General features: G+C 67.3%; 15 protein-coding genes. All 15 read left to right on the top strand.

The window, feature by feature from the left end:
* The 15 genes from L6Q96_15940 to L6Q96_15870 all read left to right on the top strand — a co-directional run bounded on the left by L6Q96_15940 (window position 1) and on the right by L6Q96_15870 (window position 25,013).
* Window positions 1-1,044 (top strand): respiratory nitrate reductase subunit beta, encoded by a 1,044-nt coding sequence (locus L6Q96_15940; protein ID MCK6556048.1) that lies wholly within the window; start codon window positions 1-3, stop codon window positions 1,042-1,044.
* Between the two features lie 301 nt (window positions 1,045-1,345).
* The gene (locus L6Q96_15935) at window positions 1,346-2,005 is read left to right on the top strand and encodes an ethylbenzene dehydrogenase-related protein (GenBank protein MCK6556047.1); all 660 of its coding nucleotides are present in this window, start codon (window positions 1,346-1,348) and stop codon (window positions 2,003-2,005) included.
* 10 nt (window positions 2,006-2,015) lie between these two features.
* Window positions 2,016-3,044, top strand: coding sequence for a respiratory nitrate reductase subunit beta (locus tag L6Q96_15930; GenBank protein MCK6556046.1), 1,029 nt, complete (start codon window positions 2,016-2,018; stop codon window positions 3,042-3,044).
* A gap of 5 nt (window positions 3,045-3,049) precedes the next feature.
* On the top strand, window positions 3,050-5,920 hold the full coding sequence (locus L6Q96_15925) for a molybdopterin-dependent oxidoreductase (protein ID MCK6556045.1): 2,871 nt from the start codon (window positions 3,050-3,052) through the stop codon (window positions 5,918-5,920).
* Window positions 5,917-8,820, top strand: a complete 2,904-nt coding sequence (locus L6Q96_15920; protein MCK6556044.1) for a molybdopterin-dependent oxidoreductase — start codon at window positions 5,917-5,919, stop codon at window positions 8,818-8,820. Before L6Q96_15925 ends, L6Q96_15920 begins: the two co-directional genes overlap by 4 nt.
* A gap of 10 nt (window positions 8,821-8,830) precedes the next feature.
* Window positions 8,831-9,484, top strand: coding sequence for a molecular chaperone TorD family protein (locus L6Q96_15915; GenBank protein ID MCK6556043.1), 654 nt, complete (start codon window positions 8,831-8,833; stop codon window positions 9,482-9,484).
* Window positions 9,485-9,607: 123 nt separating this feature from the next.
* Window positions 9,608-12,478: a molybdopterin-dependent oxidoreductase gene (locus L6Q96_15910; protein MCK6556042.1), complete on the top strand. Its 2,871-nt coding sequence runs from the start codon at window positions 9,608-9,610 to the stop codon at window positions 12,476-12,478.
* Entirely contained in the window at window positions 12,475-15,324 is a 2,850-nt protein-coding gene (locus L6Q96_15905; GenBank protein MCK6556041.1) for a molybdopterin-dependent oxidoreductase, read from the top strand. Before L6Q96_15910 ends, L6Q96_15905 begins: the two co-directional genes overlap by 4 nt.
* A gap of 18 nt (window positions 15,325-15,342) precedes the next feature.
* Complete coding sequence (gene moaA / locus L6Q96_15900; protein ID MCK6556040.1) at window positions 15,343-16,416, top strand: GTP 3',8-cyclase MoaA; 1,074 nt, start codon at window positions 15,343-15,345, stop codon at window positions 16,414-16,416.
* A 287-nt stretch (window positions 16,417-16,703) separates the two neighbouring features.
* Window positions 16,704-16,985 (top strand): NAD(P) transhydrogenase subunit alpha, encoded by a 282-nt coding sequence (locus L6Q96_15895; GenBank protein ID MCK6556039.1) that lies wholly within the window; start codon window positions 16,704-16,706, stop codon window positions 16,983-16,985.
* On the top strand, window positions 16,986-18,407 hold the full coding sequence (locus L6Q96_15890; GenBank protein ID MCK6556038.1) for an NAD(P)(+) transhydrogenase (Re/Si-specific) subunit beta: 1,422 nt from the start codon (window positions 16,986-16,988) through the stop codon (window positions 18,405-18,407).
* A gap of 158 nt (window positions 18,408-18,565) precedes the next feature.
* On the top strand, window positions 18,566-19,603 hold the full coding sequence (locus L6Q96_15885; GenBank protein MCK6556037.1) for a respiratory nitrate reductase subunit beta: 1,038 nt from the start codon (window positions 18,566-18,568) through the stop codon (window positions 19,601-19,603).
* A 20-nt stretch (window positions 19,604-19,623) separates the two neighbouring features.
* A complete protein-coding gene (locus L6Q96_15880; GenBank protein ID MCK6556036.1) occupies window positions 19,624-22,392 on the top strand; it encodes a molybdopterin-dependent oxidoreductase in 2,769 nt (922 codons plus the stop codon).
* Between the two features lie 27 nt (window positions 22,393-22,419).
* A complete protein-coding gene (locus L6Q96_15875; GenBank protein ID MCK6556035.1) occupies window positions 22,420-24,330 on the top strand; it encodes a GMC family oxidoreductase in 1,911 nt (636 codons plus the stop codon).
* A gap of 218 nt (window positions 24,331-24,548) precedes the next feature.
* Window positions 24,549-25,013 carry a hypothetical protein gene (locus L6Q96_15870; GenBank protein ID MCK6556034.1) on the top strand — a complete coding sequence of 155 codons (465 nt, stop codon included), beginning with the start codon at window positions 24,549-24,551 and terminating at the stop codon, window positions 25,011-25,013.
* The last annotated feature ends 238 nt before the right edge of the window (window positions 25,014-25,251 follow it).

Genomic DNA, 25,251 nt, shown 5'->3' with positions numbered 1-25,251 from the left:
ATGAACATGGGAACGGTGACCACGGCTAAACGCCAGCTCGCGTGGGTTTTCGATCTGAACAAGTGCATCGGCTGTCAGACTTGCTCGGTGGCGTGCAAGGTGCACTGGGTCGGGGAGGATCCCGGGACCGAGCCGATGTGGTGGATGACGGTGAACACGCAGCCCGGCCGCGGCACGCCGCGCGACTGGGAAACCATGGGCGGCGGGTACGATGCCAGCGGCAAGCTGTCGCTCGGCCGGCTGCCGACGGACGAGGAAGTCGGCGGCGGCTGGAAGTTCAACTACGACGAAGTGCTGCGCGGCGGGCACGGTCGCAAGGCGCACCTGCACAAGACCGGTGACGCCAAGTCCTGGGGCATGAACTGGGACGAGGACGAGGGCGGCGGCGAGTTTCCCAACGCGTACTTCTTCTACCTGCCGCGCCTCTGCAACCACTGCACGCACCCCTCGTGCGTCGAGGCCTGCCCGCACGATGCGCTGTTCAAGCGGGCGGAGGACGGACTGGTGCTGCGCGACGAAGACGCCTGCAAGGGCGCGCAGATGTGCCGCCGCGCCTGCCCGTACAAGAAGATTTACTTCAACAAGGAACGCGGCGTCAGCCAGCATTGCATCGGTTGCTTCCCACGCATCGATCAGGGCGTCGCCCCCGCCTGCGTCCGGCAGTGCCCCGGCCGGGCGGCTTTCATCGGCTTCCTCGATGACGAGGGCTCGGCCGTCCACCGCCTGGTCCGCAAGTGGAAGGTCGCGATTCCGCTCCACCCGGAGCGGGGTACCGAGCCGAACGTGTACTACGTTCCGCCCCTGTCGCCGGCGCCGCTGCGCGCGGACGGGAGCTTCGACGAGTCCGCCGACCGCATTCCGCCCGACTATCTCGAGTCGCTGTTCGGACCCGAAGTCCACGGCGTGGTCGACGCGCTCAAGGCGGAACTGGACAAGAAACGCCGCGGTCAGGGCTCGGAGATTCTGGATCAGCTCATTCTGTACCGCTGGACCGATGCCCTGGGTCACCTGACGCGCGACCCGGCCGACATCGTGCAGAGTTAGCGTCGATTCGGTGCCTGCTTTCTTGAGATGGGGAGGGAGCCGCCGCGCCGCCGGTGCGCTCCCGTCCGCTCCCTGGCCCGGCGGATTCGGGCACCCGAATTTTCCTCCGGATCGGCAACAAACGTATTGACTCCGGCGTCGCATCTGGATAGCGCAGTTGTGCATTTCCGAGTTGGAAAACCCCGCGGACCTCGGCAAGAATACGAATACGGTTTCGCATTCGAATCCAGAGACTGAAAGCGTATCGCTCCGGACGGCTCCTTGCGGGTGAGGTCGTTCGCGGGCGGCAGGAGGTGAGTTGATGCAGGCCTCGTTCGTTTCCGAGCGCAACCTCGATGCGCTCCTCGACCCGGCCGGTGCGGCGTGGCGTAACGTGCCGCGCACGGAACTCGGGCTGACCGGAACCCCGCTCGGGTTGCAACCGACGGCGGCGATCAAGGCGTCGTGGGCGGACAAGAAGATCGGTGCGATCGATCGCGTCGATGTTGCCGCCCTCAACGACGGTCAACGTCTCCTGTTCCGCCTCGAATGGCGCGATCCCACGGAGAGCCGCAAGATCACCGACAACAATGTGTTCGTCGATGGCGCGGCGATCCTTTTCCCCACCGTGCCCGACGCGCCGCTGGTGCTCATGGGTGCCAAGGGCGCCCCGGTCAACGTCTGGTACTGGCGCGCCGACGAAGACGCCGGCAATCACATCGTTGCCGAAGGCTTCGGAACCACGCGTATCGTCGACCGCGACCGCGTGCGGACCCGCGCCGCCTGGAACGACGGGCGCTGGCAGGTCGTGATCGCACGCGATCTGCGGGTCGACTCGCCCGAGCCGGTAGCCAACGTCCAACCCGGCGCCCCCGCGCAGTTCTCGATCGCGGTCTGGGATGGGGCCAACAGCGAACGCGCCGGCATCAAAGCGTTCTCGCCGGTTTGGACCGACCTGACCATCGAACCCGCCCAGCGGTGAGGAGGAAGCCGTGAGCAGCCCGAAACGCCAGATCGCGATGGTGATGGATCTGAACAAGTGCATCGGCTGTCAGACCTGCACCATTGCTTGCAAACGATTGTGGACCCGTGACGAAGGCATGGACTACATGTGGTGGAACTGCGTCAACACCATGCCCGGCCGCGGTACGCCGCGCGACTGGGAGACCATGGGCGGCGGTTTCACCGCCGGCGACGCCCGGCCGAGCCGCATCCCCACCCGGGGCGACTTCGGCGACGCCTGGGAGTTCAACCACGAAGAGGTCTTCTTCGGCGGTAAGGGCTCGTCGGCCCACCTCCAGATCAAGGGCGAACAGCCGGACTGGGGGCCGAACTGGGACGAGGACCAGGGCGCCGGCGAATACCCGAACGCGTACTACTTTTACCTGCCGCGCATCTGCAACCACTGCACGCACCCGGCCTGCCTCGAAGCCTGCCCGCGCAAGGCCATCGAGAAGCGCGAAGAGGATGGCATCGTTCTCCTCAACGAGGACCGCTGCCGCGGCTACCGCTTCTGCATGGAGGCGTGTCCGTACAAGAAGCTCTATTTCAACGAGACGCGGAAGATCTCGCAGAAGTGCATCTTCTGCTTTCCCCGCGTCGAGAAGGGCGTCGCGCCGGCCTGCGCCCGGCAGTGCCCCGGCCGCGTGCGCTTCGTCGGTTACCGCGACGACCAGAACGGACCGATCTGGAAGCTGGTCGACAAGTACAGGGTGGCGATTCCCCTGCATCCGGAGTTCGGAACCGAACCGAACGTTTTCTACGTTCCGCCGATGTCGCCGCCCCGCTTCGACGAAAACGGCGAGATCGACGAATCCAGGCCCCGCATTCCCGACGAGTACCTCGTCTCCCTGTTCGGCCCGCGGGCACTGGAGGCGCTCGGCACCATCAAGTCGGAGGTCGCCAAAGTGCGCGGCGGCGGCAAGTCCGAGCTGCTCGACCTGCTGATCGCCTACGAATGGAAGAGCATGTTCGGCGGATTCGATCGCGATCCGGCGACCATCGAGTGGACGAAAGGCTGAGCGTCATGCACATCAGCCGCCGCGACTTCCTCCGCGTGGGCGCTGCCGGCGTGGCCGGGGCCGGTCTCGGCATGATCCGCCTGCGTCCCGCCGCGGCCGACGCCGCCGCGGGCGCAACGCAGGCGGCGACCGCGGCGGCCGCCCCCGTCTATGGCGACTGGCGCGACGTCTATCGCCAGCGCTGGGCCTGGGACAAGATCGTTCGCAGCTCGCACTTCGTCAACTGCTGGTACCAGGCCCACTGCTCGTTCAACGTCTACCTCAAAGACGGTGTCGTCTGGCGCGAAGAGCAGGCGGCCGACTACCCGCAGGTGCGCCCGGACGTCCCCGATTTCAACCCGCGCGGCTGCCAGAAAGGCGCTTGCTTCAGCGAGCGCATGTACGATCCGTCCCGGGTCAGCCACCCGCTCAAGCGCGTCGGCGAACGCGGGTCCGGGAAGTGGCAACGCATTCCCTGGGACCAGGCCCTGACGGAGATCGCCGACTCGGTGATCGACACCGTCAGCGGCGAGGGCAGCGACCGGGTGATCTGGGAGCTGGGGCCGCTCTACACGGCCGGCGTCATGGCCGCGGCGCAACAGCGGATCGGCGTTCTGCTCGATTCGACCACGCTCGACATGAACACGGAAATCGGCGACGGCCACCGCGGCGTCGGCGAGACCTTCGGCAAGATCGTCTTCGAGCGCTCGGCCGACGACTACTTCTTCTCCGACCTCATCCTGATCTGGGGCGGCAACCCGATCTGTACCCAGATCCCGAATGCGCACTTCCTGCTCGAAGCGCGCTACCACGGCACGAATATCGTCTGCATCAGCCCCGACTACAGCGCCTCCGCGGTCCATGCCGACCTCTGGGTGCCCGTCGAACTCGGGTGCGACGCCGCGCTTGGCCTGTCCCTGGCGCACGTCCTGGTCGAGGAAGGCCTTGTCGATCGCGACTTCGTTACCGAGCAGACGGACCTGCCGTTTCTGATCCGCGACGACACCCGGCGTTACCTGCGCGGGGCCGACCTCGATGACGGCGGCGACGAGGACGAGCTGTTCGTCTACGACCAGACGCGCGGCGTCGTGGCGGCGCCGCGCCAGAGTCTCGAACTGTCGGGCCTGCAACCCGTGCTCGACGGCCGTTTCGAGGCCACCCTCGCCGACGGCACAAAGGTGCCGGTGCGCACCGTCTTCTCGCTGCTGCGCGAGCGGCTAAAGGACTACGCCCCCGAAAAGGCGACGAAGCTCTGCGGTACCCCTCCCGGCCTGATCCGCAACCTGGCGCGCCGCATCGGCACCGCCAAAGCGGTCAGCATGACGACCACCAGCAACTTCTCTAAGCACTATCACGGCAATCTCATCGAGCGGACGCAGGCGCTCGTGTTTGCCCTGTCCGGCAACTACGGCAAGAAGGGTAGCGGGTTCGTCGGCTTCCCGTTCCTGGTCAACGACGGACTCGAGCGGATGGCGCTGAGTCTGTTTCCGCTCACCGAGCGCCTGCAGCTCATTGCCGGCGCCCTCTTCAAGCACCAGAAGCACCGTTGGGCCGGCCTCACCGAGGAAATGGCCATTTACGAGCGCGGCCGCGAGGCTAACCAGTCGGGTATGTTCGCCTGCGGGGCGCTGTTCTGGTACGTGCACGCCGGCCTGCTCAATGCGAGCGATGACCTGCAGGACTGGGACCCGTACCTGAAACGGCCGGTTCGCGAGGTGCTCGACGAATCGCTGAAAAACGGCTGGCAGTACGTCTGGCCGAAGCCCGGCGACGATCCGCGCGTCATGTTCGTGTACGGTAGCAATCCGCTGCGCCGCATCCGTTGTTACCCCCTGGTGCTCGAACATCTGTGGCCGAAGCTCCGGACGATCGTCACGCTCGACTTCCGCATGACCTCGACCGCCATGCACTCCGACTACGTCCTGCCGGTGGCCGCCTGGTACGAGCGCACCGAGCACAAGTGGGTGACGCCGCTGATGCCGTTCGCCCACGCCGGCGCGAAAATGACCACGTACTACGAGGCCAAGTCGGACTGGGAGATCCTCGCCCGGCTGGCGATGACGGTCCAGAAGCGCGCCAACGAACGCGGCATCGCGACCTACACCGACCGCCGGGGCAACACGCGCCGGCTGCATGACGTCGGCGATCGGTTCACCGCGGGCGGCACGTTCGGTCCGGAGGACGACGACAAGGTTGCCCGCGCGATCCACGAGGCCTCGAGCACGTTCGACGGCGTCACCTGGGAGGAACTGCGCGACCGCGGCTGGGCGCGCTACACCGACATCGGCCACAGCGCCGCCTCGGTCGGCAACGCGACCGAAATCCGCCCCGACGACACCATTACTCCCCTGACCCGACACGTCTACGGCAAGATCCCCTACCCGACGCTGTCGCGCCGCCAGCAGTACTACATCGACCAGGAGCTCTACCTGGAGATGGGCGAGGAGCTGCCGACGCACAAACAACCGCCGATCGCCGGCGGCCGCTACCCGCTGGTCCTGTCGGGCGGACACACGCGCTGGAGTATCCATGCCGCCTGGCGCGACGACCGTCTCATGCTGCGCCAGCAACGCGGCGTACCGGTGATGTACATATCGGCGGCGGATGCCGATGCGCGCGGCATCTTCGACGGCATGCGGGTCCGCGTCTGGAACGACATCGCCGAATTCCAGGTCATGGCCAAGGTGTCGCCGGCGCTGCGGCCCGGGCAGCTCATCGTCTATCACGCCTGGGAGAATTACCAGTTTCAGGACGGCAAGGGCTTCCAGAACCTCATCCCCTCCCCGCTCAATCCCGTCGAGCTGGCCGGCGGGCAGTTCCACCTGCGGCCGATGGTGATCTGTATGCAACCCAGCCACACCGACCGCGACACGCGGGTGGAGGTCGCACGTATATGAGTTCGGTTTCACTCACTCGTCGTCAACTGCTGGCCGGCGGCATCGCCGGCGCGGCTACCGTCGGTCTCGGGCTCAGCGTTCTGCGCCCACGCGGCGCCGCTGCCACGGCCGACGGCCTCGTCCCGCTTACCGCCCCGCTGGTCGGTTCGCCGCCCGCCTACAAGGACTGGCGCGACGTGTATGCCGAGAAGTGGCGCTGGGACAAGATCGCTCGTACCTCGCACGCGCGCTCCAATTGCATCTCGGCGTGTTCGTGGAACGTGTTCGTGAAAGATGGAGTGGCGTGGCGCGAGGAGCAGAACGCGATCTACGCGCAGACCGAGCCCGGGGTGCCCGACTTCAATCCGCGCGGCTGCCAGAAAGGGGCGTGCTACACGCACCTGATGTACGAACCGTCGCGCGTGACGCATCCGCTCAAGCGCGTCGGCGAGCGCGGCTCGGGCCAGTGGAAGCGTGTCCCCTGGGACGAGGCGCTGCAGACCGTCGCCGACGCGATGATCGATGCCGCGGTCGAGCAGAACACCGGCGCAATCGTCTACGACCACGGCACGACGAACATCGACTTCGGCGCCGACACCGCCGCGGAGATGCGGCTGTTTCGCCAGTTGAACTCGACCGTGATCGACTCCTGGGGCGGGGTCGGCGACATGCCGTACGGCGCCGTGCAGACCTGGGGCATGTACAACGTCGAGGGCACCTCGAGCGACTGGTTCAAGTCGGATTACATCATCGTCTGGGTGGGCAATCCCGCCTACACGCGAATGCCGGAAGTGCACTTCATGCACGAAGCGCGCTACCGCGGTGCGCGCCTGGTGGTGGTGGCGCCCGACTATAATGCCACCGCTATTCACGCGGATACGTGGCTGAATCCGCGCGTCGCAACCGATGCGGCCCTCGCGCTGGGTATGGCGCAGGTCATCATTGCCGAGAACCTCTTCGATGCCGACTACGTACGCGAGCAGACCGACCTGCCGATCCTCGTGCGCGAGGACAACGGTCGTTATCTGCGCGGAGTCGACGTGCAGCGCGGCGGCAGCGATGCGCTGCTCTATTTCTGGGACGAGACGGCCGACGCTCTCGCACCCGTGCCCGGGTGCCGCGGCGAGGGCAGCCGCAGCATCGCCCTCGGCAGCGTGCGGCCGGCGCTCAGCGGGCGCTGGACGGTCAAGCTGGCGGACGGCGGCGCGGTGACGGTGCGTCCGCTGCTGGTGCATCTCCGCGAGCATCTCGACGCAAACTACACGGCCGAGCAGGCGGCTAAGATCACCGGTGTCGGTGCCGGGACGATTCGCAAGACCGCCCGCGATCTGGCCGCGGCGCCGCGGGCGATGATCTATTCGTCATGGGGCGCCTGCAAACACTTCCACAGCGACCTGTTCCAGCGCTCGCAGATTCTGCTCATGGCGCTGACCGGCAATCAGGGGAAGTCGGGCGGCGGCCTGCGGGTCGCCTCCTGGTGGCCGGTCAAGGGCTTCGACATGCTGGCCGGAGGGATGGACTCCCTGCCTATCCTGCAGAAGGCCCGCGCCATGGTCATGATGGCGCTCGGGCGCTGGGGATGGCGCGACATGGAGTCGCTGCTGATCGAAACGACGCGCAAACGCGGCGACGTTCCTTTGATGCCGTTCCTTTATACGCACGCCGGTTACAACACGATCTGGGACAAGGCCGAGTGGACCGACCCCGCCCTGCCGCGCCCGACCGCGGCGTACATGAAGGAGGCACTCGAGAAGGACTGGATCCAGGTCCGCCCGCTTCCCGGCACCGAACCGCGCGTCTTCTTGTTCACGGGACCCAATCCGCTGCGCCGCTGGCCGTCACCGCAGATCGCCCGGGCGCACCTCTGGCCCAAGCTCAAGATGGTGGTCGACGTCAATTTCAAGTTCGGCACCTCGGGCCTGTACGCCGACGTCATCCTGCCGGCCTCCGGGTACTACGAGCGCGACTCCCTGAAGTATTCGCAGGCCTATCTGCCGTTCTTGCTCGCCTGCGAAAAGGCGGTCGATCCGCTCGGCGAGTCGAAGCCCGAGTGGGAGATCTTCGGCCTCCTTGCGCGCAAGATTCAGGAGCGCGCGCAGGCCCGGGGCGTGTCGACCGTCAAGGATGTCATGGGCGGGGAGGTCGATCTTTCCAGCATCTACGACGGCTGGAGCGACGGCGGCAAGTTCAACGAGAAGGACCCCAAAGCGGCGCTCGACTTCATTCTGCGCAACACGCCGGTCACCGGCAACAAAGGCTGGGCCGAGATGCTCGAGCGCGGCATGCTCCCGATCGTCGAACAGGACGGCGGCCCGAACGTGCTCTACGCCGTGGCCACCGACTTCGATCCGAAGCGTACTCTGTATCCGCATGCGCGCTTCATCGAGAAGAAAGAGGTGTGGCCGACGCTCACCGGACGCCAGCAGTTCCTCCTCGATCACCCGTGGTACCTCGAGGCCGGCGAAGCTCTGCCCGTACACAAGGAAGCGCCCGCGGCCGGCGGCAACTACCCGCTGCGCCTCACCGGCGGGCATACGCGCTGGTCGATTCACGCCACCTGGCGCGACTCGCCGTTGATGCTGCGACTGCAACGGGGCGAGCCGGCGGTGTTCGTCTCGCCGCGCGACGCCAGCGCGCGCGGTATCGCCGACGGCGATCGGGTACGCGTGTGGAACGACAACGGCGAGTTCCAGGCGGTGGCCAAGCTGACCCGCGGCGTCCAGCCGGGGCAGCTCCTCGTCTACCACGCCTGGGAGCCGTACCAGCACAAGGATTGGAAGGGGCAGGGCGAGCCGGTGCCCGCACCGTGGAAACCGCTGCATCTCGCCGGCGATTACGACCAGCTCCACTACCGGGTCATCTACGGCGCGCCGAGCCATCATCCGCGCGGCGGCACCGTCGACCTGGAGAGGGTGGCATGAGGAGGCGGATGTGACCGAAGCGGGAACGGACACGACCGGCGCCTCCCCGCCAACCCAGCGGGCCGGCGCGCGCAGCCGCGCCTACCTGCTCGTCGTGCGCGCGTTCGACTATCCCGATCGCGAGTTCGTGGAGGTGGTCCGCGGCGGCCTCATGGCCCGCGCCATGCAGGACGCGCTGGTGGGAATTCACCCGGAGATGGCGAGCGCCGACTGGAGCGGTTTGGCCGACGCGGGCGCCGGGGACGACGACCTCGCCGTCGAGTACACGCGGCTCTTCGACGTCGGTGCAGGTGGCCCGCCGTGCCCGTTGTGTGGCGGGCTCTACGGTTCGGCACGCATGAAGACCATGGAAGAGTGCGTGCGTTTCTACAATCACTTCGGCCTCACCCTCGCGGAATCGCCGCGCGAGCTGCCCGACCATCTCGCCACGCAGCTCGAGTTCCTGCATTTCCTCGCTCACCGTGAGGCGGAGGCCTCCGGGCAAGGCGCCGACCCGGGTCCGTGGCGCCGCGCCGCCCGCGACTTCATCGAACGGCATCCGGGCAAGTGGGTGCCGCAGCTCCGCGCGCGGCTGATCAAGCAGAAGCCGATGCGCTTCTTCCAGACGCTCGTCGAGCAGACCGAGCGCTTTCTCGGCTACGAGCTGATCGAGCTCGGCCGATGAGCAGGTGACCGATGCGCCAGCCCCCGGAGACGGTCCGCAGCCGCGACGTCGCGCCCTGTGCGCAGCGACGGTTAGTTGCGCGGGCGAGGCCGCTCCGGGTGGCGGCGCGCGGAGGATGCCAGCATGCGTGATCCCGTTGTTTCCCGGCGCGGTTTTATCGCCGCGGGTATCGGCCTCGGCGTTAGCTTGCAGCTCCGCCACCTCGCCTGGGCGCAAGCGCCGGCCGCCGGCGCCGCGACCGCCGCGGCGTTGCCGACCTACCGGGATTTCCGCGACGTCTACCGCACGAAGTGGCGCTGGGACGCGGTGGTGCGCGGCACGCACACCAACGTCAACTGTACCTCTTCCTGCGCGTGGAACCTCTTCGTGCGCGACGGACTGGTGTGGCGCGAGGAGCAGTCCTCGCCCTATGCGGCGTCCAACGCGCAGGTGCCCGATTTCAATCCCCGCGGCTGTCAGAAGGGCGCTTCGTGCAGCGACATGATCCAGAGCGCCTCGCGCCTGCGCTATCCGATGATGCGCGTCGGTGCGCGCGGCGAGGGACGCTGGAAGCGCATCTCGTGGGACGAAGCGCTGACGCAGATCTCCACGCAGCTCGTCGACACGCTGCAGCGCCGCGGCGGCGAGGGAGTCGTGCTCGAGCTGGGCCCCAACGTCGACTTCGGCGCCAACACGGTCGCCGGCATGCGGTTCTTCCGCCAGATCGGCGCTCCGGTCACCGACTCCATGGCGCAGATCGGCGACCTGCCGGTCGGCGGCACCATCACGCTGGGCACGCCGCACACCGACGGCACGTCGGACGACTGGTTCCGCTCCGACTACCTGGTCCTGTGGGCGTTCAACCCGGCCGTGGCGCGTATTCCCGACGCGCACTTTCTCAACGAGGCGCGATACCGGGGAGCGCGCGTGGTGGCGATTTCTCCCGACTACAACCCGAGCGTCGTTCACGCGGACCTCTGGCTGCCGGTGCGGCCCGGCACCGATGCCGCCATCGCGCTTGCGGCCTGTCAGGTCATTATCGAGGAGAAACTTTTCGACGCCGACTACGTGCGCGAGCAGAGCGATCTACCGTTCCTGTTGCGCACCGACACCGGCAACTTCCTGCGCGAGTCGGATGTCGTCGACGGCGGCAGCAAGGAGCAGTTCTACATTTGGGACGAGGCGGCCGGCGCCCCTCGTCTCGCCACCGGCTGCATGGGGAGCGCGGAGCGTACGCTGCGCCAGCCGGAGGGTGTGCAGGTGGCGTTGTCGGTGAACGCGAAAGCGACGCTCGCCGACGGCTCCACAGTCCCGGTGCAGACCGTGTTCGACCGACTGCGCGCCGGCCTCGCCGGCATGCGCCCCGAGGACGTTGCGGTGACCACCGGCGTCACGGCCGCGACGATTCGTCGCTTTGCGCGCGAGTTTGCCGGCGCCCGCTCGGCCCTCATCATCTCGCAGTGGGGCAATTGCAAGAACCTCCACTCCGATCTGGTGCAGCGCGCGCAGATTCTGCTCGCGTCGCTTACCGGCAACCTCGGACGAGCCGGTGGCGGGTGGCGGCCGGGCGCCTTTATCGCCCTCGAAGGGATGGGGCTGGTGGCGATGCAGGACCGCCTGTCGTTGCCCCACCTGGCGCTTACCGCCGCCCGCGCGTGGTGGGATCCGGCGGGCATGCGCCACCAGTTCGAGTCGATGTACGTGCCGAGTACCCTGTTCCACGCCGTGCACGGCGGGCTTGGCGAAATGGAGACGCACCCGGCGTACGGCGACCCCGCGCTGCCCGAAGGCGCCGGACCGTACCTTGCCGAGGCGCTTGCCAGGGGCCACTTTCCGATGGCTCCCGCCCCCGGCTCGCCGCCGCCGGAGGTCATCTTCTGTATGTTCGGCAACGTCCTGCGCCACTCGCGCATGGGCGATCGCATAGCCAGTACGCTGTTCGCGCAGGCCAAGTTGATCGTGGACGTCAACTTCCGCATCAACGAGACCGGACGCCATGCCGACATTCTGCTCCCCGCCGCGGCCTGGTACGAAAAAGTCGGCATCAAGTACATCGCTTCGTTCGTTCCCTACGTCACCCTCGGCGACCGCGCGGCAGCCCCGGCGGCGGAAGCGAAGCCGGAGTGGGAGATCTTCGCGCGCCTCGCCGAACGCGTCGGCCAGACGGCCCGCGAGCGCAACGTCGGCGAGACCCGCGGGTTCCGCGGCCAGTCGTGCGGCCTGAGCGATCTCGGCGAGCGCTTCACGGACTACGGCCGCTACGGCGTGGACGCGCAGGAGGCGGTCACCGAGTTCATCCTCAGCGTGTCGGCGCCGTCGAAGGGCGTGACGCTCGCCGACCTGCGGCGCGACGGTGGTGCCGTGCGAATTCGCTCGCTGGGACAGCCCGGCGGCACGGCGGGTATCTATTCGGAGTACTCGCTGACCGAGCCGGTGGTGCCGCTGCGGAACATGGTGGAGAAGAAGGAACCGTACCCGACGCTCACCGGGCGGCAGCAGTTCTACATCGATCATCCGTGGTTCAAGAAGGTCGGCGAGGAGCTGCCGACCTTCAAGGCGCCCCCGGCCGCCGGCGGCAACCATCCCTTTACGCTGACCGGCGCCCATGCCCGGTGGAGCGTGCACGCCATGTGGCGCGACCAGGGACTGATGCTACGCCTGCAGCGCGGCGAGCCGCTGGTCTACATCAATCCCGGGGACGCCCGCCGCCGCGGTATCGAAGAGAACGGCTACGTGCGGGTATGGAACGATCTCGCCGAGTTCGTTGCGCGCGCCCGCCTGTCCGGGTCGATCCAGCCGGGTCAGGTGCACATCTACCATGCCTGGGAGCCTTACCAGTTCCTCACCGGCAAGACCCACCAGCATCTCGCTCCGAGTCCATTCAAGATCCCGCAACTCGTCGGCGACTATGGGCATCTGCGCTGGGGCTACGCGCATTTCGAACCCAATCAGGTCGATCGCGATACGCGGGTGGATATCGCGCGCTGGGCGCCGGGCGCCGGCGCCGCCGCATGATGGCGCCGCTCAGCCGCCGACAGTTCCTCGTCGCCGGCGCCGCCGGCGGTGCCATGCTCGGCCTGCGCGCACTGGCGTTTCCGACCGGCGCGTTCGGGGATGCCGCGGCGGCGCGGGCGGCGTCGCCGGAATACAGGGACCCCGGCGACGTCTGGCGCAACGCCTGGCGCTGGGACCGCGTCGTGCGCGGCACACACCTGCGCGCCAACTGCTTCGCCGCCTGTGCCTGGGACATCTACGTCAAGGACGGCGTCGTCTGGCGCGAGGAGCAGAGCGACGTTTACGAGCGTGACGCGGCTGGGCGGCCGGACTTCGGCCCGCGCGGTTGCCAGAAGGGCGCGTGCTATTCGGACCTGATGGTGTCGCCGGATCGGGTCACTTACCCGCTCGAACGCGTCGGCGCCCGCGGATCCGGCAAGTGGCGTCGCATCTCTTGGGACGACGCGCTGGCGCGGGTGGCCGACGCGATCGTCGATGCGTCGGCTGCCGGTGCGCCCGAGACGGTCATCTACGACAACGGCACCTCCAACGTCGACGTGGCGCCGGGCTCGATCGGCGAAATGCGGCTGTTCACCCTGCTTGGCGGCACCCTGCTCGACGGCTTCGGCGGCACCGGCGACCTCGCCATGGGCGCCTTTCAGACCTGGGGTACCACCTTCGTCGACGGTAGCGCCGACGATTGGGTGCGTGCGGACACGATCCTCAACTGGCACTGCAACCCGATGTCGACGCGTATTCCCGAGGCTCACTTCCTGACCGAAGCCCGTTACCGCGGCGCCAAGATCGTCACCATCACGCCTGACTATTCGCCGAGCGCCATTCACGCCTCGCTCTGGGTCAATCCTCGCCAGGGCTCCGACGCGGCGCTCGCCCTCGGCCTGGCGCGCGAAATCCTGGCGCGCGAGGCGATCGATGCCGAGTACGTGCGCGAACAGACCGATCTGCCGTTTCTGGTCCGCGAGGATACCGGGCAGTTCCTGCGCGAAGCGGACGTCGAAGCCGGCGGCCGTGGCGACCGGTTCTACGTCTGGGACGAAGCTGCCAACGAGCTTGCGCAGGCCCCCGGCACGATGGGGCAGTGGAGCGGCTCTCTCGACCTCGGCGCAATCCGCCCGGCACTGGCGGGACGATGGCAGGTGGAGACCGTTAACGGCACGGTGGCGGTCGTTCCCGTGCTGGCGCTGCTGCGAACCCGTCTGGCCGAGTATACGCCCGAGCATGTCCATCGCATCACGGGTGTCGCTCCGGGGGCGCAGGCGCGGCTTGCGGAGCGTCTGTGCCGGTCGCCGCGTATCCTGATCTACGCCACCTGGGGGTCGAACAAGACGCACCACGCGGATCTGCTGCAACGCTCTCTGATCCTGCTCTCGGCGTTGCGCGGCCAGCAGGGCCGGCCGGGGTCCGGAGTGCGCTTCGCCTCGTGGTTGCCGTTCCACGGGGGCGACGAGCTCATCCCCGGCAGTGGACCTAACTGGTTGCAACGGCAGATTCTGCGTTTCTACACTCCGCCGCCACGCGACATGGAGAGCGCGATCGCGGCGGCGTCGGTCGAAACGTTGCCGTGGACGCCGTCGCACCTGTTTCTGCACGTGCACGGCGGACTCGATGCGCCGATGGACGCGGATGCGGTCGATCCCGCCCTGCCGCGGCCCGAGCGGGACTACCTCCGCGCGGCGCTCGAAAAGGGTTGGATGACGCCGCGCCCGGCCCCCGACCAGCGCCCGCGGGTGCTGGTGACCGCCGGGGTCAACCCGCTGCGCCGCTGGCCGTTGCCGCAGATCGTCGAACGCGTGCTCTGGCCGAAGCTCGATATGGTGGTGACTATCGACTTCCGCCTGTCGACCACTGCCATGAAGTCGGACCTCGTCTTGCCGGCGGCCGGGTACTACGAGAAGCGCGGTATCAAGTACTCGGTGGGCCTCGTTCCCTACGTCGTCGTCGGCGACCAGGCAGTGGCGCCGCTCGGCGAGTCGAAACCCGAGTGGGAGATTTGTTCGCTGCTGGCGAGCGAGATTCAGCGGCGCGCCCGCGCTCGCGGGGTCGGCGGTGCCGTTGCCAGTATCGAAGACGAGTTCAGTCAGGATGGGCGCTACGGGCCCGGAGACGACGCGGCGGTGATCGACAAAGTCTTGCGCGACTCGCCGGTGACCGGCGGGATCGGGTGGGAGGAGGCGCGGCGGCGCGGCGCGGTGCCGATCGCGACGGTCGGCGGCTGGGGCGTGACCAGCGGTATCGGCAGCGAGGTCGAGCCGGGCGGGACTATCACGCCGTCGCGGCTTCACGTCGAGGGCAAGGTTGCGTGGCCGACGCTGACCGGACGGCAACAGTTCTTTCTCGACCATCCGTGGTTCATCGAAGGGGACGAGCGCTTGCCGCGCTGGAAACCGTTGCCGAATCCGGGCGGGATACACCCGATTCGTCTCACCGGGGGGCACACGCGCTGGAGCATTCACGCCACCTATCGTGCCCTTCCGGTGCTGATGCGCCTGCAGCGCGGCGGCCCGATCGTGTGGATGTCCGAGGAAGATGCGCGGGCACGCGGCATTCGCGACGGCGACGCGGTGCGGGTGTGGAACGACCACGGCAGCTTTCGGGTCCATGCCAAAGTGTCCCCGGGCGTGGGCAAGGGCGCGGCGATCATCTACCACGCCTGGGAGCCTTATCAGTTCCCGGACTGGCGCGGGAACATGGAAGTGGTTTCGACCCCGTACAAGGGGCTGCATTTCACCGGCGATTATGGACACTTGCGATATCGCGTGTTCATTGCCGGGCCCGTGCACGTGCCGCGGGCGGTGCCGGTCGACATCGAGCCGGACCGGCTTGCGCTAGGTCATCGCGCGGCGTAGGCAGGGCAGGGAACTCGCATGAGCCTCGACGTCGAAGAGCGGAGCCGATCGGAGCGGCGCTCCGAGGGTGAGTCCCCGGCCGGAGGGATGCCGGCGCATTCCGCCGCGCCCTTTGTGCTGCAATCTTTCGGGCGGCAGATCGACTACCTGCGCATTTCGATCACCGATCGCTGCGACGAACGTTGCCTGTACTGCCGGCCCCGCCAGTACGGCGGCTGGAAGGGGGGTGCGGAAGCGCTCTCGGACCAGTCCCTGCTGCGCATCGTGCGCGTGGCGGCGTCGCTGGGGTTTCGGAAGTTCCGTCTGACCGGCGGGGAGCCGTTGCTGCGACGCGGCCTGGTGGAGCTGGCGCGGGAGATTGCCACTACCCCGGGCGTCGAATGCTTCGGCGTGTCCACCAACGGTCTCAAGCTGGCGGCGCTGGCCGAGTCGCTGCGTGCGGCCGGTGTGCGCACGGTGAACATCAGCCTCGATGCGCTCAGGCCGGAAGTGTACCGGCGCGTGACCGGGGGGCCGGTCGCCCCGGTGCTGGAGGGCGTTCGGGCGGCGGTGGCGGCGGGCTTCGAGTTCGTCAAGCTGAATGCGGTGTTGATGCGGGGGATCAACGACGAGGAGATCTGGCCGTTGATTCGGTATGCGTCGTCGCTCGGGGTGCCGCTGCGGCTGATCGAGTTGATGCCGTTGAGTTCGCGCGACGTGCTGGCGCCGGAGAGCTTCCTGTCGATCGGCGAAGTGATGGAGCGGTTGCGGCAGCGAGAGGAGCTGGTGCCGCTGCCGAACGCGCGCTTCGGGCACGGGCCGGCGAAGTACTATCGGTTGGCCGAAAGCGGCGCGGTAGTGGGATTCATCGGCGCGATGACCGCGCAGCACTTCTGCGACACGTGCAACAAGATGCGTCTCACGTCCGACGGTCGCCTGCGGCCGTGCCTCGGTCATCACGCCGAGGTGAGTCTGCGCGAGGCGCTGGCGGACACCGGCAGCGACGATGCGCTACGGCGCGTGTTCCAGCTTGCCCTCCGCAACAAACCGTGGGAGCACGCCTTCCGCGATCAATACCAGCCCTGCCGCCCGATGACCGCTATCGGCGGTTGAGGGAGGGCAGGGTAGGCGCGCCCGCCGCTCAGCGGGCATGCGCCGGCGCCAACCTTTCGCGCCGGCACCACTTGACCGACACCACCGGACAAGGTGAAGAAGAAGGCTGCGGGGGCCGAGCTTGCCGGCCTTCGGAATGAAATGGCGGTGATTGGATTGTTGAGGGACGCGATGCAGGGGTTTGCCCGATAGACAACGGAGGAGAGATGCACGGCGCGGAAAGTATTGTAGCGGCCGCGGTGGCCGCCACCGAGAGCGGTTCGGGAGCGCATGGCTCGCTCGACTTCATGTCAATGCTCTTCGTCTTCATGCTCGCGACCTTCATCGGTCTCATGGTCATTCAGCGGGTTTCCCGCTTGCTTCATACCCCGCTGATGAGCCTCACCAACGCCATCAGTGCCATTGCCGTCGTCGGTGCGATCATCGTCTCGGCGGGGGCCGATTCTCCCTTCTTCGTCACGGTGCTCGGGCTCGTCGCGATCTTCTGCTCGACCACGAACATCGTCAGCGGGTTTCTCATCACCGACCGCATGCTGAAGATGTTCAAGAAGCGCGAGGGGACGAAGTAGATGGACGCGCGCGACTTCGTGCAGCTTCTCTACCTCGTCTCCACCGGGCTGTTCATCATGTCGCTCAGGTGGATGAGCAGCCCCGAGACCGCCCGCAGAGGCGTGTTTGCCGGGGTGGGGGCGATGATTCTGGCCGTGGCCGGGACGCTGGCCGGCACCCTGGTTACGGGCGGCACTCATTACTGGTGGATCCTTGGCGCCTTCGTGGTCGGCGCCGCCGTCGGCTACCCCCTGGCGCAGGTCCCATTGACCGCGGTGCCGCAGCGGACGGCGCTTTCGCACGCCTTCGGCGGCATGGCCGCCGGTCTCGTCGGCACGGGGAAGTTCTTTCTCTGGTACGGGCAGGGCAACGCCGCGGCGCTCTCGCCGTTCATCGTTGTCGCGCTGGTTGCCGAGATCCTGCTCGGCTTCCTTACCTTCACCGGGTCGCTCATGGCTGCCGGCAAGCTGCAGGAGGTGAAATGGATCCCGCAGCGTCCGGTGACGTACCCGGGCCAGAACATCGTCAATATCGGTCTGCTGGCGGCGGCGGTGTTGCTCGGCCTGGCGCTGGTGATCAATCCGCTGGCGAGTTGGGCGCCGACCGCTTTCGGCCTGATCATCGTCCTTTCGCTCGCCTTCGGCGTGCTCCTGATTATCCCGATCGGCGGCGCCGACATGCCCACCGTCATCTCGATCCTTAACTCCTACGCCGGGCTGTCGGCGGTCGCGATGGGCTTCGTGCTCGACAACAAACTGCTGATCACCGCCGGCGCCCTCGACGGCTCCTCCGGTCTGATCCTGTCCATCATCATGTGCCGGGCGATGAACCGCTCCTTCACCAACGTGCTCTTCGGCGCCTTCGGTCAGGCGCAGCGTACCGCGGTGGTCGGGGAGGAGAAGACCTACAAAGCCGACACGGTCGAGAGCGCCGCCCAGGTTCTCGCCCAGGCCGACCTGGTGGTCATCGTGCCGGGCTACGGCATGGCGGTCGCCCAGGCCCAACACAAGGTGCGCGAACTGTACGACCACTTGAAGAAGCGCGGCGTCACCGTGAAGTTCGCCATCCACCCGGTTGCCGGACGGATGCCCGGACACATGAACGTCCTGCTTGCCGAGGCGGAAATCCCTTACGACGATCTCGTCGAGATGGACGAAATCAACGGCGACATGCCGCGCTGCGACGTGGCGCTGATCATCGGCGCCAACGACGTCGTCAACCCCGCCGCCCGTACCGACAAGGGCAGCCCGATCTACGGCATGCCGATCATTGACGCCGACAAGGCACGGGCGGTTTACGCCATCAAGCGGTCGAAGAATCCAGGCTTCGCCGGCATCGACAACGAGCTGTACTTTCTGGACAAGAGTTTCATGCTCTTCGGAGACGCCAAGGCGGTCGTGGCCGAACTGGCGCGCGAGCTCTCTGGCGAGGGGGGCCACTGACGGGTGCGGCCGCCGCCGGCAGTCGGAAAGTCGGCTCGCATGACGGCAGTCAGTCGCGTCGCTGACGGAGAACATCGGCATGGTGCGTCGCGTCAGGTACACAAGACCACCGCGGTCTGCGCGACCGTAAGGACCTGGAAGACGGAAGGAGTGGAGTCATGGGAACGGTCGTGCCGTCCAAGCGCCAACTGGCCTGGGCTTTCGATCTGAACAAGTGCATCGGGTGCCAGACCTGCTCGGTCGCCTGCAAGGTGCTGTGGCCCGGAGACGATCCGGGAACCGAACAGATGTGGTGGATGACCGTCAACACCCAGCCCGGGCGCGGCACGCCGCGCGACTGGGAGACGATGGGCGGTGGCTACGATGCCGGCGGTAAGCTGCAGCTCGGACATCTGGCCACGGAGGAGGAAACGGGCGGCGGCTGGAACTTCAACTACGACGAAGTGCTGCGCGGCGGCCGCGGACGCGACGTCCACCTGCAGAAGACCTCGGGCAGCGCCAGTTGGGGCATGAACTGGGACGAAGACGAAGGCGGCGGTAGCTTCCCCAACGCGTACTTCTTCTACCTGCCCCGCCTCTGCAACCATTGCACCCAACCCGCCTGTTTGGAGGCCTGTCCGAACGACGCGCTCTTCAAGCACGCCGATACCGGCCTCGTCCTGCGTGACGAGGACAAGTGCAAGGGTGCGCAACTGTGCCGGCGCGCCTGCCCCTACAAGAAGATCTACTTCAACAAGTTGCGTAACGTCAGCCAGCACTGCATCGGCTGCTTCCCGCGCATCGAGCAGGGCGTCGCCCCCGCTTGCGTGCGCCAGTGCCCGGGACGGGCGGCCTTCACCGGCTTCCTCGATGACGAGGGCAGCATCGTCCACAAGCTGGTGCAGAAGTGGAAAGTGGCCTTACCGTTGCACCCGGAATTCGGTACCCACCCGAACGTCTATTACGTGCCGCCGCTGGCGCCGGCGCCGCTGCGCGACGACGGCAGCGTCGACGAGAGCGGTCAGCGCATCCCCCCCGACTATCTCGAGAAGCTCTTCGGCGGCGCGGTGCACGGCGCACTCGACGTCTTGCGCACCGAACTCGAGAAGAAACGCCGCGGACAGGGGTCCGAGGTGATGGACGCGCTTATTCTGTATCGCTGGACGGACGCCTTCGGGCAACTGACCCGCGACCCGGCCGACATCGTCTGGAAGTGAGCCGCAAAGGGAGACTCGTCATGACATCGATCGCGGGAAAGTGGGCCGACGCCTATCGAGCGAAATGGAAGTGGGATCGCGTGACCTGGGGCAGCCACTCGGTTGACTGCTATCCCGGCGGTTGCCCGTGGCGCGTCTACAGCAAAGACGGCAAGGTCGTTCGTGAGGAGCAAGCCGGCGTCATGACCCCCGTCGAGGCGGGCGTGCCCGACATGAATCCCATGGGTTGCCAGAAGGGCGCCTGCTGGAGCGATCTGCTCGACGGGCCCGACCGCATCACACAGCCGCTCAAGCGGATCGGCAAACGCGGCGAGGGCAAGTTCAAACCGATCTCGTGGGACGCGGCGCTCGACGAGATCGCCGACGCCATGCTCGACGCGGTGCAGGACCAGGGCCCCGAGTCGATCGTCACCCTCATGACGCCCGAGTTCGCCGCCAGCCCGGCGCGCATGTTCAGCGACGCGCTCGGCACCCCCACCACCGACGGCAACGCCGAGTTCCAGGACTTTAGCCCCGGCTTCCATCTGACCTTCGGGCTTTTCAATCCCACGTCGTCGATGGACGATTGGTTTCTCGCCGAGCTGACGCTCATCTGGCACGCCAATCCCGTGTACACCAACATCCACTGGTACCACTATATCGCCGAGTCGCGTTACAACGGCGGCGAGGTGGTCACCATCGCCCCGGACTACAGCCCGTCGGCCATTCACGCCGACTACCATCTGCCAGTGCGGATCGGAACCGATGCCGCCCTGGCGCTGGCAATGTGCAAGGTGATTATAGACGCCGGGCTGCACAACCGGCAGTTCGTGCAGGAGCAGACCGACCTGCCGCTGCTGGTGCGCAAGGACACCGGCCGCTTCTTGCGCGGTTCGGATCTCGCCGCCGACGACCGCGACGATCAGTTCTTCTGGGCCGATGCCCGCTGCGGCGTGATCACGCCGGCGCCGCGGCACTCGCTGGCCGCCGTCGGAGTCGAGCCGGCACTCGAAGGAACGTACAGCGTGATGCTCGCCGACGGCCGCACGGTCGAGGTCGAGCCGGTGTTCGCGCGGCTGTGCCGGCGCCTCGAGGCGTACACGCCGGAGAAGGCCGGCGAGATATGCGGGTTGCATCCCGACGCTATCCGTTCGCTCGCCCGCAAGGTGGCGACGCGCAAGACGAAGATCTTCATCGGTTGGAACTCGGGTAAGTACTATCACGGCGACCTGATGGAACGTTCGATGGCGCTGCTGCTGGCGCTCACCGGTAACTGGGGAAAGAAGGGTACCGGGACGCGATCGTGGGCTGCCGGCGGTTGGGACGGGATGGTGTTCATGTCGGAAAAGGGCGTCCCCGGCCAGGAGGCGGCGCGCGCAGCGCATCAGATGCGGACGTTGATGCGTCGCCTGTTGAACCTGGACGATCCGACCCGGACCCTGGAGATGACCGCCAACCTCGCTTCGGCGATGAACCCGGAACTCGGCGGCTTCGGCGCGATGATCCCGCCGGCGTTCCTCTGGTACTATCAGTACGGCTACAAGGAACGCTGGAACAATCCCGACAACCAGGACCCGTCGATGAAGCGCAGTTTCGACGAGTACATAAACGAGGCGATCGAGAAGGGATGGTTCGGCGCCCACTGTTCGCAGGCGTACCGGGAGGTCGAGCCGCGCGTCCTGTTCGAGTCCGGCGGCAACATGCTGCGCCGGCAGCGCGGCGGTCAGAAGCTCCTGCTCGAAACTCTGTGGCCGAAGCTGAAGATGATCGTGTCGGTGGATTGGCGATTGAACACCACGGGCATGTATTCGGACATTATCCTGCCGGCGGCGCAGCACTACGAGAAGATCAACCAGAGCATGCCGTCGGTGCACCACCTGAACTGGGTGCTTACGGACCGCGCGGTGCCGCCCCCCGGCGAGGCCCGCAACGAGCTCGATATCGGTCTCATGATCCTCGCCGCGCTGGAGCGGCGCGCGGCGGCTCGCGGCCTGAAGGACTTCACGGACCGTAAGGGCACGACGCGCTCACTCGTCGGCATGGTGTCGCGGGCGACCCTCGACGGCGCCGTTAGCGACGAAGAGACGTTCTACGACGAGGCCATCCGCGACAATGCCGTGTACGGCATCCTGCCTGAGGGCACGACGCTCGCTACGCTGCGCGAGAAGGGCTACGTGCGCTGGACCGGATGGGGACTGGCGGGGCACGGGGAGGCGCAGGCGTCGACCATCAAGCCGGACGAGGTGCACAATCCCCTGCGCTGGCACACCGAGGACAAAGTGCCGTACGCAACCCTGGTCCGGCGCGCGCAGTTCTACATCGACCACGAGTGGTTCCTCGAAGCCGGCGAGGAGCTGCCGACGCACAAGGAGACACCGCCGCACGGCGGGCGCGGGCGGCGCTTCCAGATGACCAGCGGGCACAACCGCTGGAGCATTCACTCGATGAATATGACCAATCGCCACCTGCTCAACACGCACCGTGGCGAGCCGTTCGTGTTCATCAACGACGCTGACGCCGCCAGTCTCGGAGTTGCCAACGGCGATCACGTCAAGCTGGTGAGCGACGTCGGCGAGTGCATCATTCAGGCCAAGGTCACACCGGCGTGCCGGCCGAACCAGGTGATCGTTTACAACGGCTTCGAGCCGTTCATGCACCGCAAGTGGTACGGGCAGGCCGATATCGAGCCCGGGCATGTGAAATGGTTGGGATTCGCGGGCGGGTACGGGCATCTGACGTATCGGCCGACGGCATGGCAACCGATCCCGGCCGACCGCGCGGTGCGGGTGGATGTGGAGAGGGTCGAGTGACGTTGGGTTGAGGACCGCTATGTGCGCATGACGACCGGCGCCGAACACAGCTACCGGATCGCTGCCGGCTTTGTCGAAGCGGCTTTCCCCGCCGGCGACCGGCTGCCCGCTCCCGATGTCGGCGCGCTGTTAACGGCCGCCATGTCGGCCGACGCGGCCACGCGGCGGCGTTACGTGCAGGGCCTGCTCTGGTGGCTGGAACTGCGCTACCTGGCCACCCACGGCCGCTCGTTCTCTTCGGCTTCGCGCGCCGAGCGCAGCGCCTTCCTGCGGCAGCTTTCCGGCCGCCCGCTCGCCGGGACGCTGTTACGCCTGCTGGCGCTGCCCTTCCGGGCCGCATACCTGACGGACGCTGGTAATCTCGAGCGTGTGGGCGCTCGCGATGCCGTGTGCCCGGCGGTTGCGGTCGGGGCGGAGCGCTGGCGCGCCCGAATCGTCGCCGCGGCGGAGCTGGAGCCGGTGCAGGACATCGAGTGCGACGTTGCGGTGATAGGCACCGGCGCAGGCGGTGCGGCTGCGGCGTACGAGCTGGCCGGGCGCGGACTCGCCGTCGTGATGATCGAGGAGGGCGACTACCACGATCGGCGCACGTTCAACGGTAAGCTCACGGAGATGGTTCCCAGACTCTATCGCGCCGCGGGCGCTACGGTGGCCGTCGGACGAGGTTTGATCCCGCTCCCGATCGGACGCTCCGTGGGCGGTACCACCACGATCAACTCCGGCACCTGCCTGCGTACCCCGGAGGCGACCCTCGCGGACTGGCGCGCCGAGGGTCTGTCGGATTTCACCGCCGCGCACATGCAGCCTTTCTTCGAGCTCGTCGAGGAGGTGCTTCGCGTCGGTCCCGCCGACCCACGCGATGTTGGCCAGATCGGTCCGTTGATCGCCGCGGGCGCGGAACGTGTCGGGTTGAGAGATGCGCGCCCGCTGCTGCGCAATGCCGATGGCTGCGACGGGCAGGGCGTGTGCCAGTTGGGTTGTCCGACCGACGCGAAACGCTCCACCAATGTCAGTTTCGTGCCGCGTGCACTGGAGAGCGGGGCCGTCCTGTACACCGGCTTGCGCGCCGAGCGGCTGCGGCGCGCCGGGACGGCGGTCACCGGCCTTGTCGCGACCGGGCGCGACGCTCGCGGCGGCAGAGTCGAGCTTCGTGTCGGGGCGCGGGCAACCGTCGTGGCCGCGGGTACGCTGCTGACGCCGCGCTTCCTGCACGACAACGGCGTGCGCACGCGCTGGCTGGGGGCCAATCTGTCGATCCATCCGGCCGGTGTCGTCACGGCGTGGTTTCCCGATCGCGAGTTCGACCACGGGCAGAGCATCCCGCAGGGTTTTGGGGTCCACGACCTGCAGAGCGAGGGCTTGATGTTCGAGGGCGGCACGCCCCCGTTCGCGGGCCACGGCTTGCTCAGCCCCTTTCAGGCGGAGGATTTCGTGCGTTTCGCCGAGCGCTATCGACAGACGGCGTATTTCGGCTTCATGATCAAGGACACCGCGCGCGGGCGGGTGCGCCGCGGCCTCCGCCGCGATCTGCCGCTGGTCACATACTCGATGAACGATAGGGATTTTGCCCTCTTCAAACGCGGCATCGATCTGCTGGCGCGGATGTATTTCGCCGCCGGCGCCCACGAGGTCGCCATGCCCGGTCCGGCCGGGAGTACGGTCGTGCGCAACGAGGCGGAGCTGGAGGGGTTCTGGCGGAGCGAGCCGGGATCGTGGCGGTTTCTGATTTCCGCGTATCACCCGCTGGGCACGGCCCGCATCGCGGCCACTCCGGAGCGTGGTGTGTGCGACCCCGAGCATCGGGTATGGAACGTCGACGGCTTGTATGTGATGGATGGCGCCAGTGTGCCTTCGTCGCTGGGGGCGAATCCCCAGGTGACAATCATGGCGATGGCAACCCGGGCGGCGCGCCTGCTGGCTGCCCGGCTGGCGCTTTAGTAGTGATGGGCACAATTACGACGACGTGTTCCGTACGACGCTTTCCGTTCGCCCCGAGTAGCCCCGTTTTCTCAGGGGCGTATCGAGGGGCCAGCCTGGCGAGCGGCTTCGTGGTCCCGCCCCTCGATACGCCGCCGAAAAGATGGCGCTACTCGGGGCGAACGAGATACGGCAACGTATTGATGGACTGGAGTACACAGTTTAGAAGGAGAGCGACCATGGCGCTCGGCATTGTGCTGGAAGAGACGATGAGCGGTTGGATGCGGCTCGACGGCGATGCGGAGCCGCGGCCGTTTGCGTTCGCGATCCGCGCCTTCACGACGCGCCTGTTGTCGCTCTCGGCGCCGCGCGAGTTCCGCGGTCGCGCTTCTCTCGACGGCCGCGAGGTGCCGGTGCGCGGTGTTCTAACCATCCGGCTCACCGGGCCGCGCTACGAGCTGGAGTTCGACCACCCCGTGCACGGCCACCTGCGCGCCGTCGGCGAGAAGGTCTACTCGGCCCACCCGGCAAGACTGCGCGCGTCGCTCGTGACCTGCCCGCTGACGGTGTTCAGAGACGGGCGGCGGGTCGGCAGCGCCGAAGTCGCCTACCGCGACTCGATACTGGCGTTCGCGTTCAGGGCAATCCGCTTCGTGCGTGCCGAGAACGCCTTCGAGGCCGCGGTGGCGGCCGGACCGACCTGAGCCCCGAAGAGGCTCGGGACTGTAACCTTCTTAGAGCTGTCGGCGGCGGGTCGTTACCCGGTCGGAATCGGGATCGCGATCGACATCGGGATCGAGTCTCGCCGCGCATCGAAAGCGATTCCGATACCGACCCCGACGCCGCTCGGTCGCTGGCGAACGCCTGGAACTCACGCGCGGCGGGCACGAGGGGCAGCCTCAATCCGGCAGAATGGCCCGGTGCCCGCCGTCGCGTGCAGTG

This window comes from Candidatus Binatia bacterium (genome assembly GCA_023150935.1).
Taxonomy (GTDB): domain Bacteria; phylum Desulfobacterota; class Binatia; order HRBIN30; family HRBIN30; genus JAKLJW01.
Note: the sequence above shows the minus strand (reverse complement) of the source record. Positions and strands in the feature narration are given on the sequence as shown.

Bases quoted from the DNA above. Each gene is read 5' to 3' on its own strand.
- L6Q96_15940 (MCK6556048.1), top strand. From the start codon at position 1: ATGAACATGGGAACGGTGACCACGGCTAAACGCCAGCTCGCGTGGGTT.
- L6Q96_15935 (MCK6556047.1), top strand. From the start codon at position 1,346: ATGCAGGCCTCGTTCGTTTCCGAGCGCAACCTCGATGCGCTCCTCGAC.
- L6Q96_15925 (MCK6556045.1), top strand. From the start codon at position 3,050: ATGCACATCAGCCGCCGCGACTTCCTCCGCGTGGGCGCTGCCGGCGTG.
- L6Q96_15920 (MCK6556044.1), top strand. From the start codon at position 5,917: ATGAGTTCGGTTTCACTCACTCGTCGTCAACTGCTGGCCGGCGGCATC.
- L6Q96_15910 (MCK6556042.1), top strand. From the start codon at position 9,608: ATGCGTGATCCCGTTGTTTCCCGGCGCGGTTTTATCGCCGCGGGTATC.
- L6Q96_15905 (MCK6556041.1), top strand. From the start codon at position 12,475: ATGATGGCGCCGCTCAGCCGCCGACAGTTCCTCGTCGCCGGCGCCGCC.
- moaA (MCK6556040.1), top strand. From the start codon at position 15,343: ATGAGCCTCGACGTCGAAGAGCGGAGCCGATCGGAGCGGCGCTCCGAG.
- L6Q96_15895 (MCK6556039.1), top strand. From the start codon at position 16,704: ATGTCAATGCTCTTCGTCTTCATGCTCGCGACCTTCATCGGTCTCATG.
- L6Q96_15890 (MCK6556038.1), top strand. From the start codon at position 16,986: ATGGACGCGCGCGACTTCGTGCAGCTTCTCTACCTCGTCTCCACCGGG.
- L6Q96_15885 (MCK6556037.1), top strand. From the start codon at position 18,566: ATGGGAACGGTCGTGCCGTCCAAGCGCCAACTGGCCTGGGCTTTCGAT.
- L6Q96_15880 (MCK6556036.1), top strand. From the start codon at position 19,624: ATGACATCGATCGCGGGAAAGTGGGCCGACGCCTATCGAGCGAAATGG.
- L6Q96_15875 (MCK6556035.1), top strand. From the start codon at position 22,420: ATGACGACCGGCGCCGAACACAGCTACCGGATCGCTGCCGGCTTTGTC.
- L6Q96_15870 (MCK6556034.1), top strand. From the start codon at position 24,549: ATGGCGCTCGGCATTGTGCTGGAAGAGACGATGAGCGGTTGGATGCGG.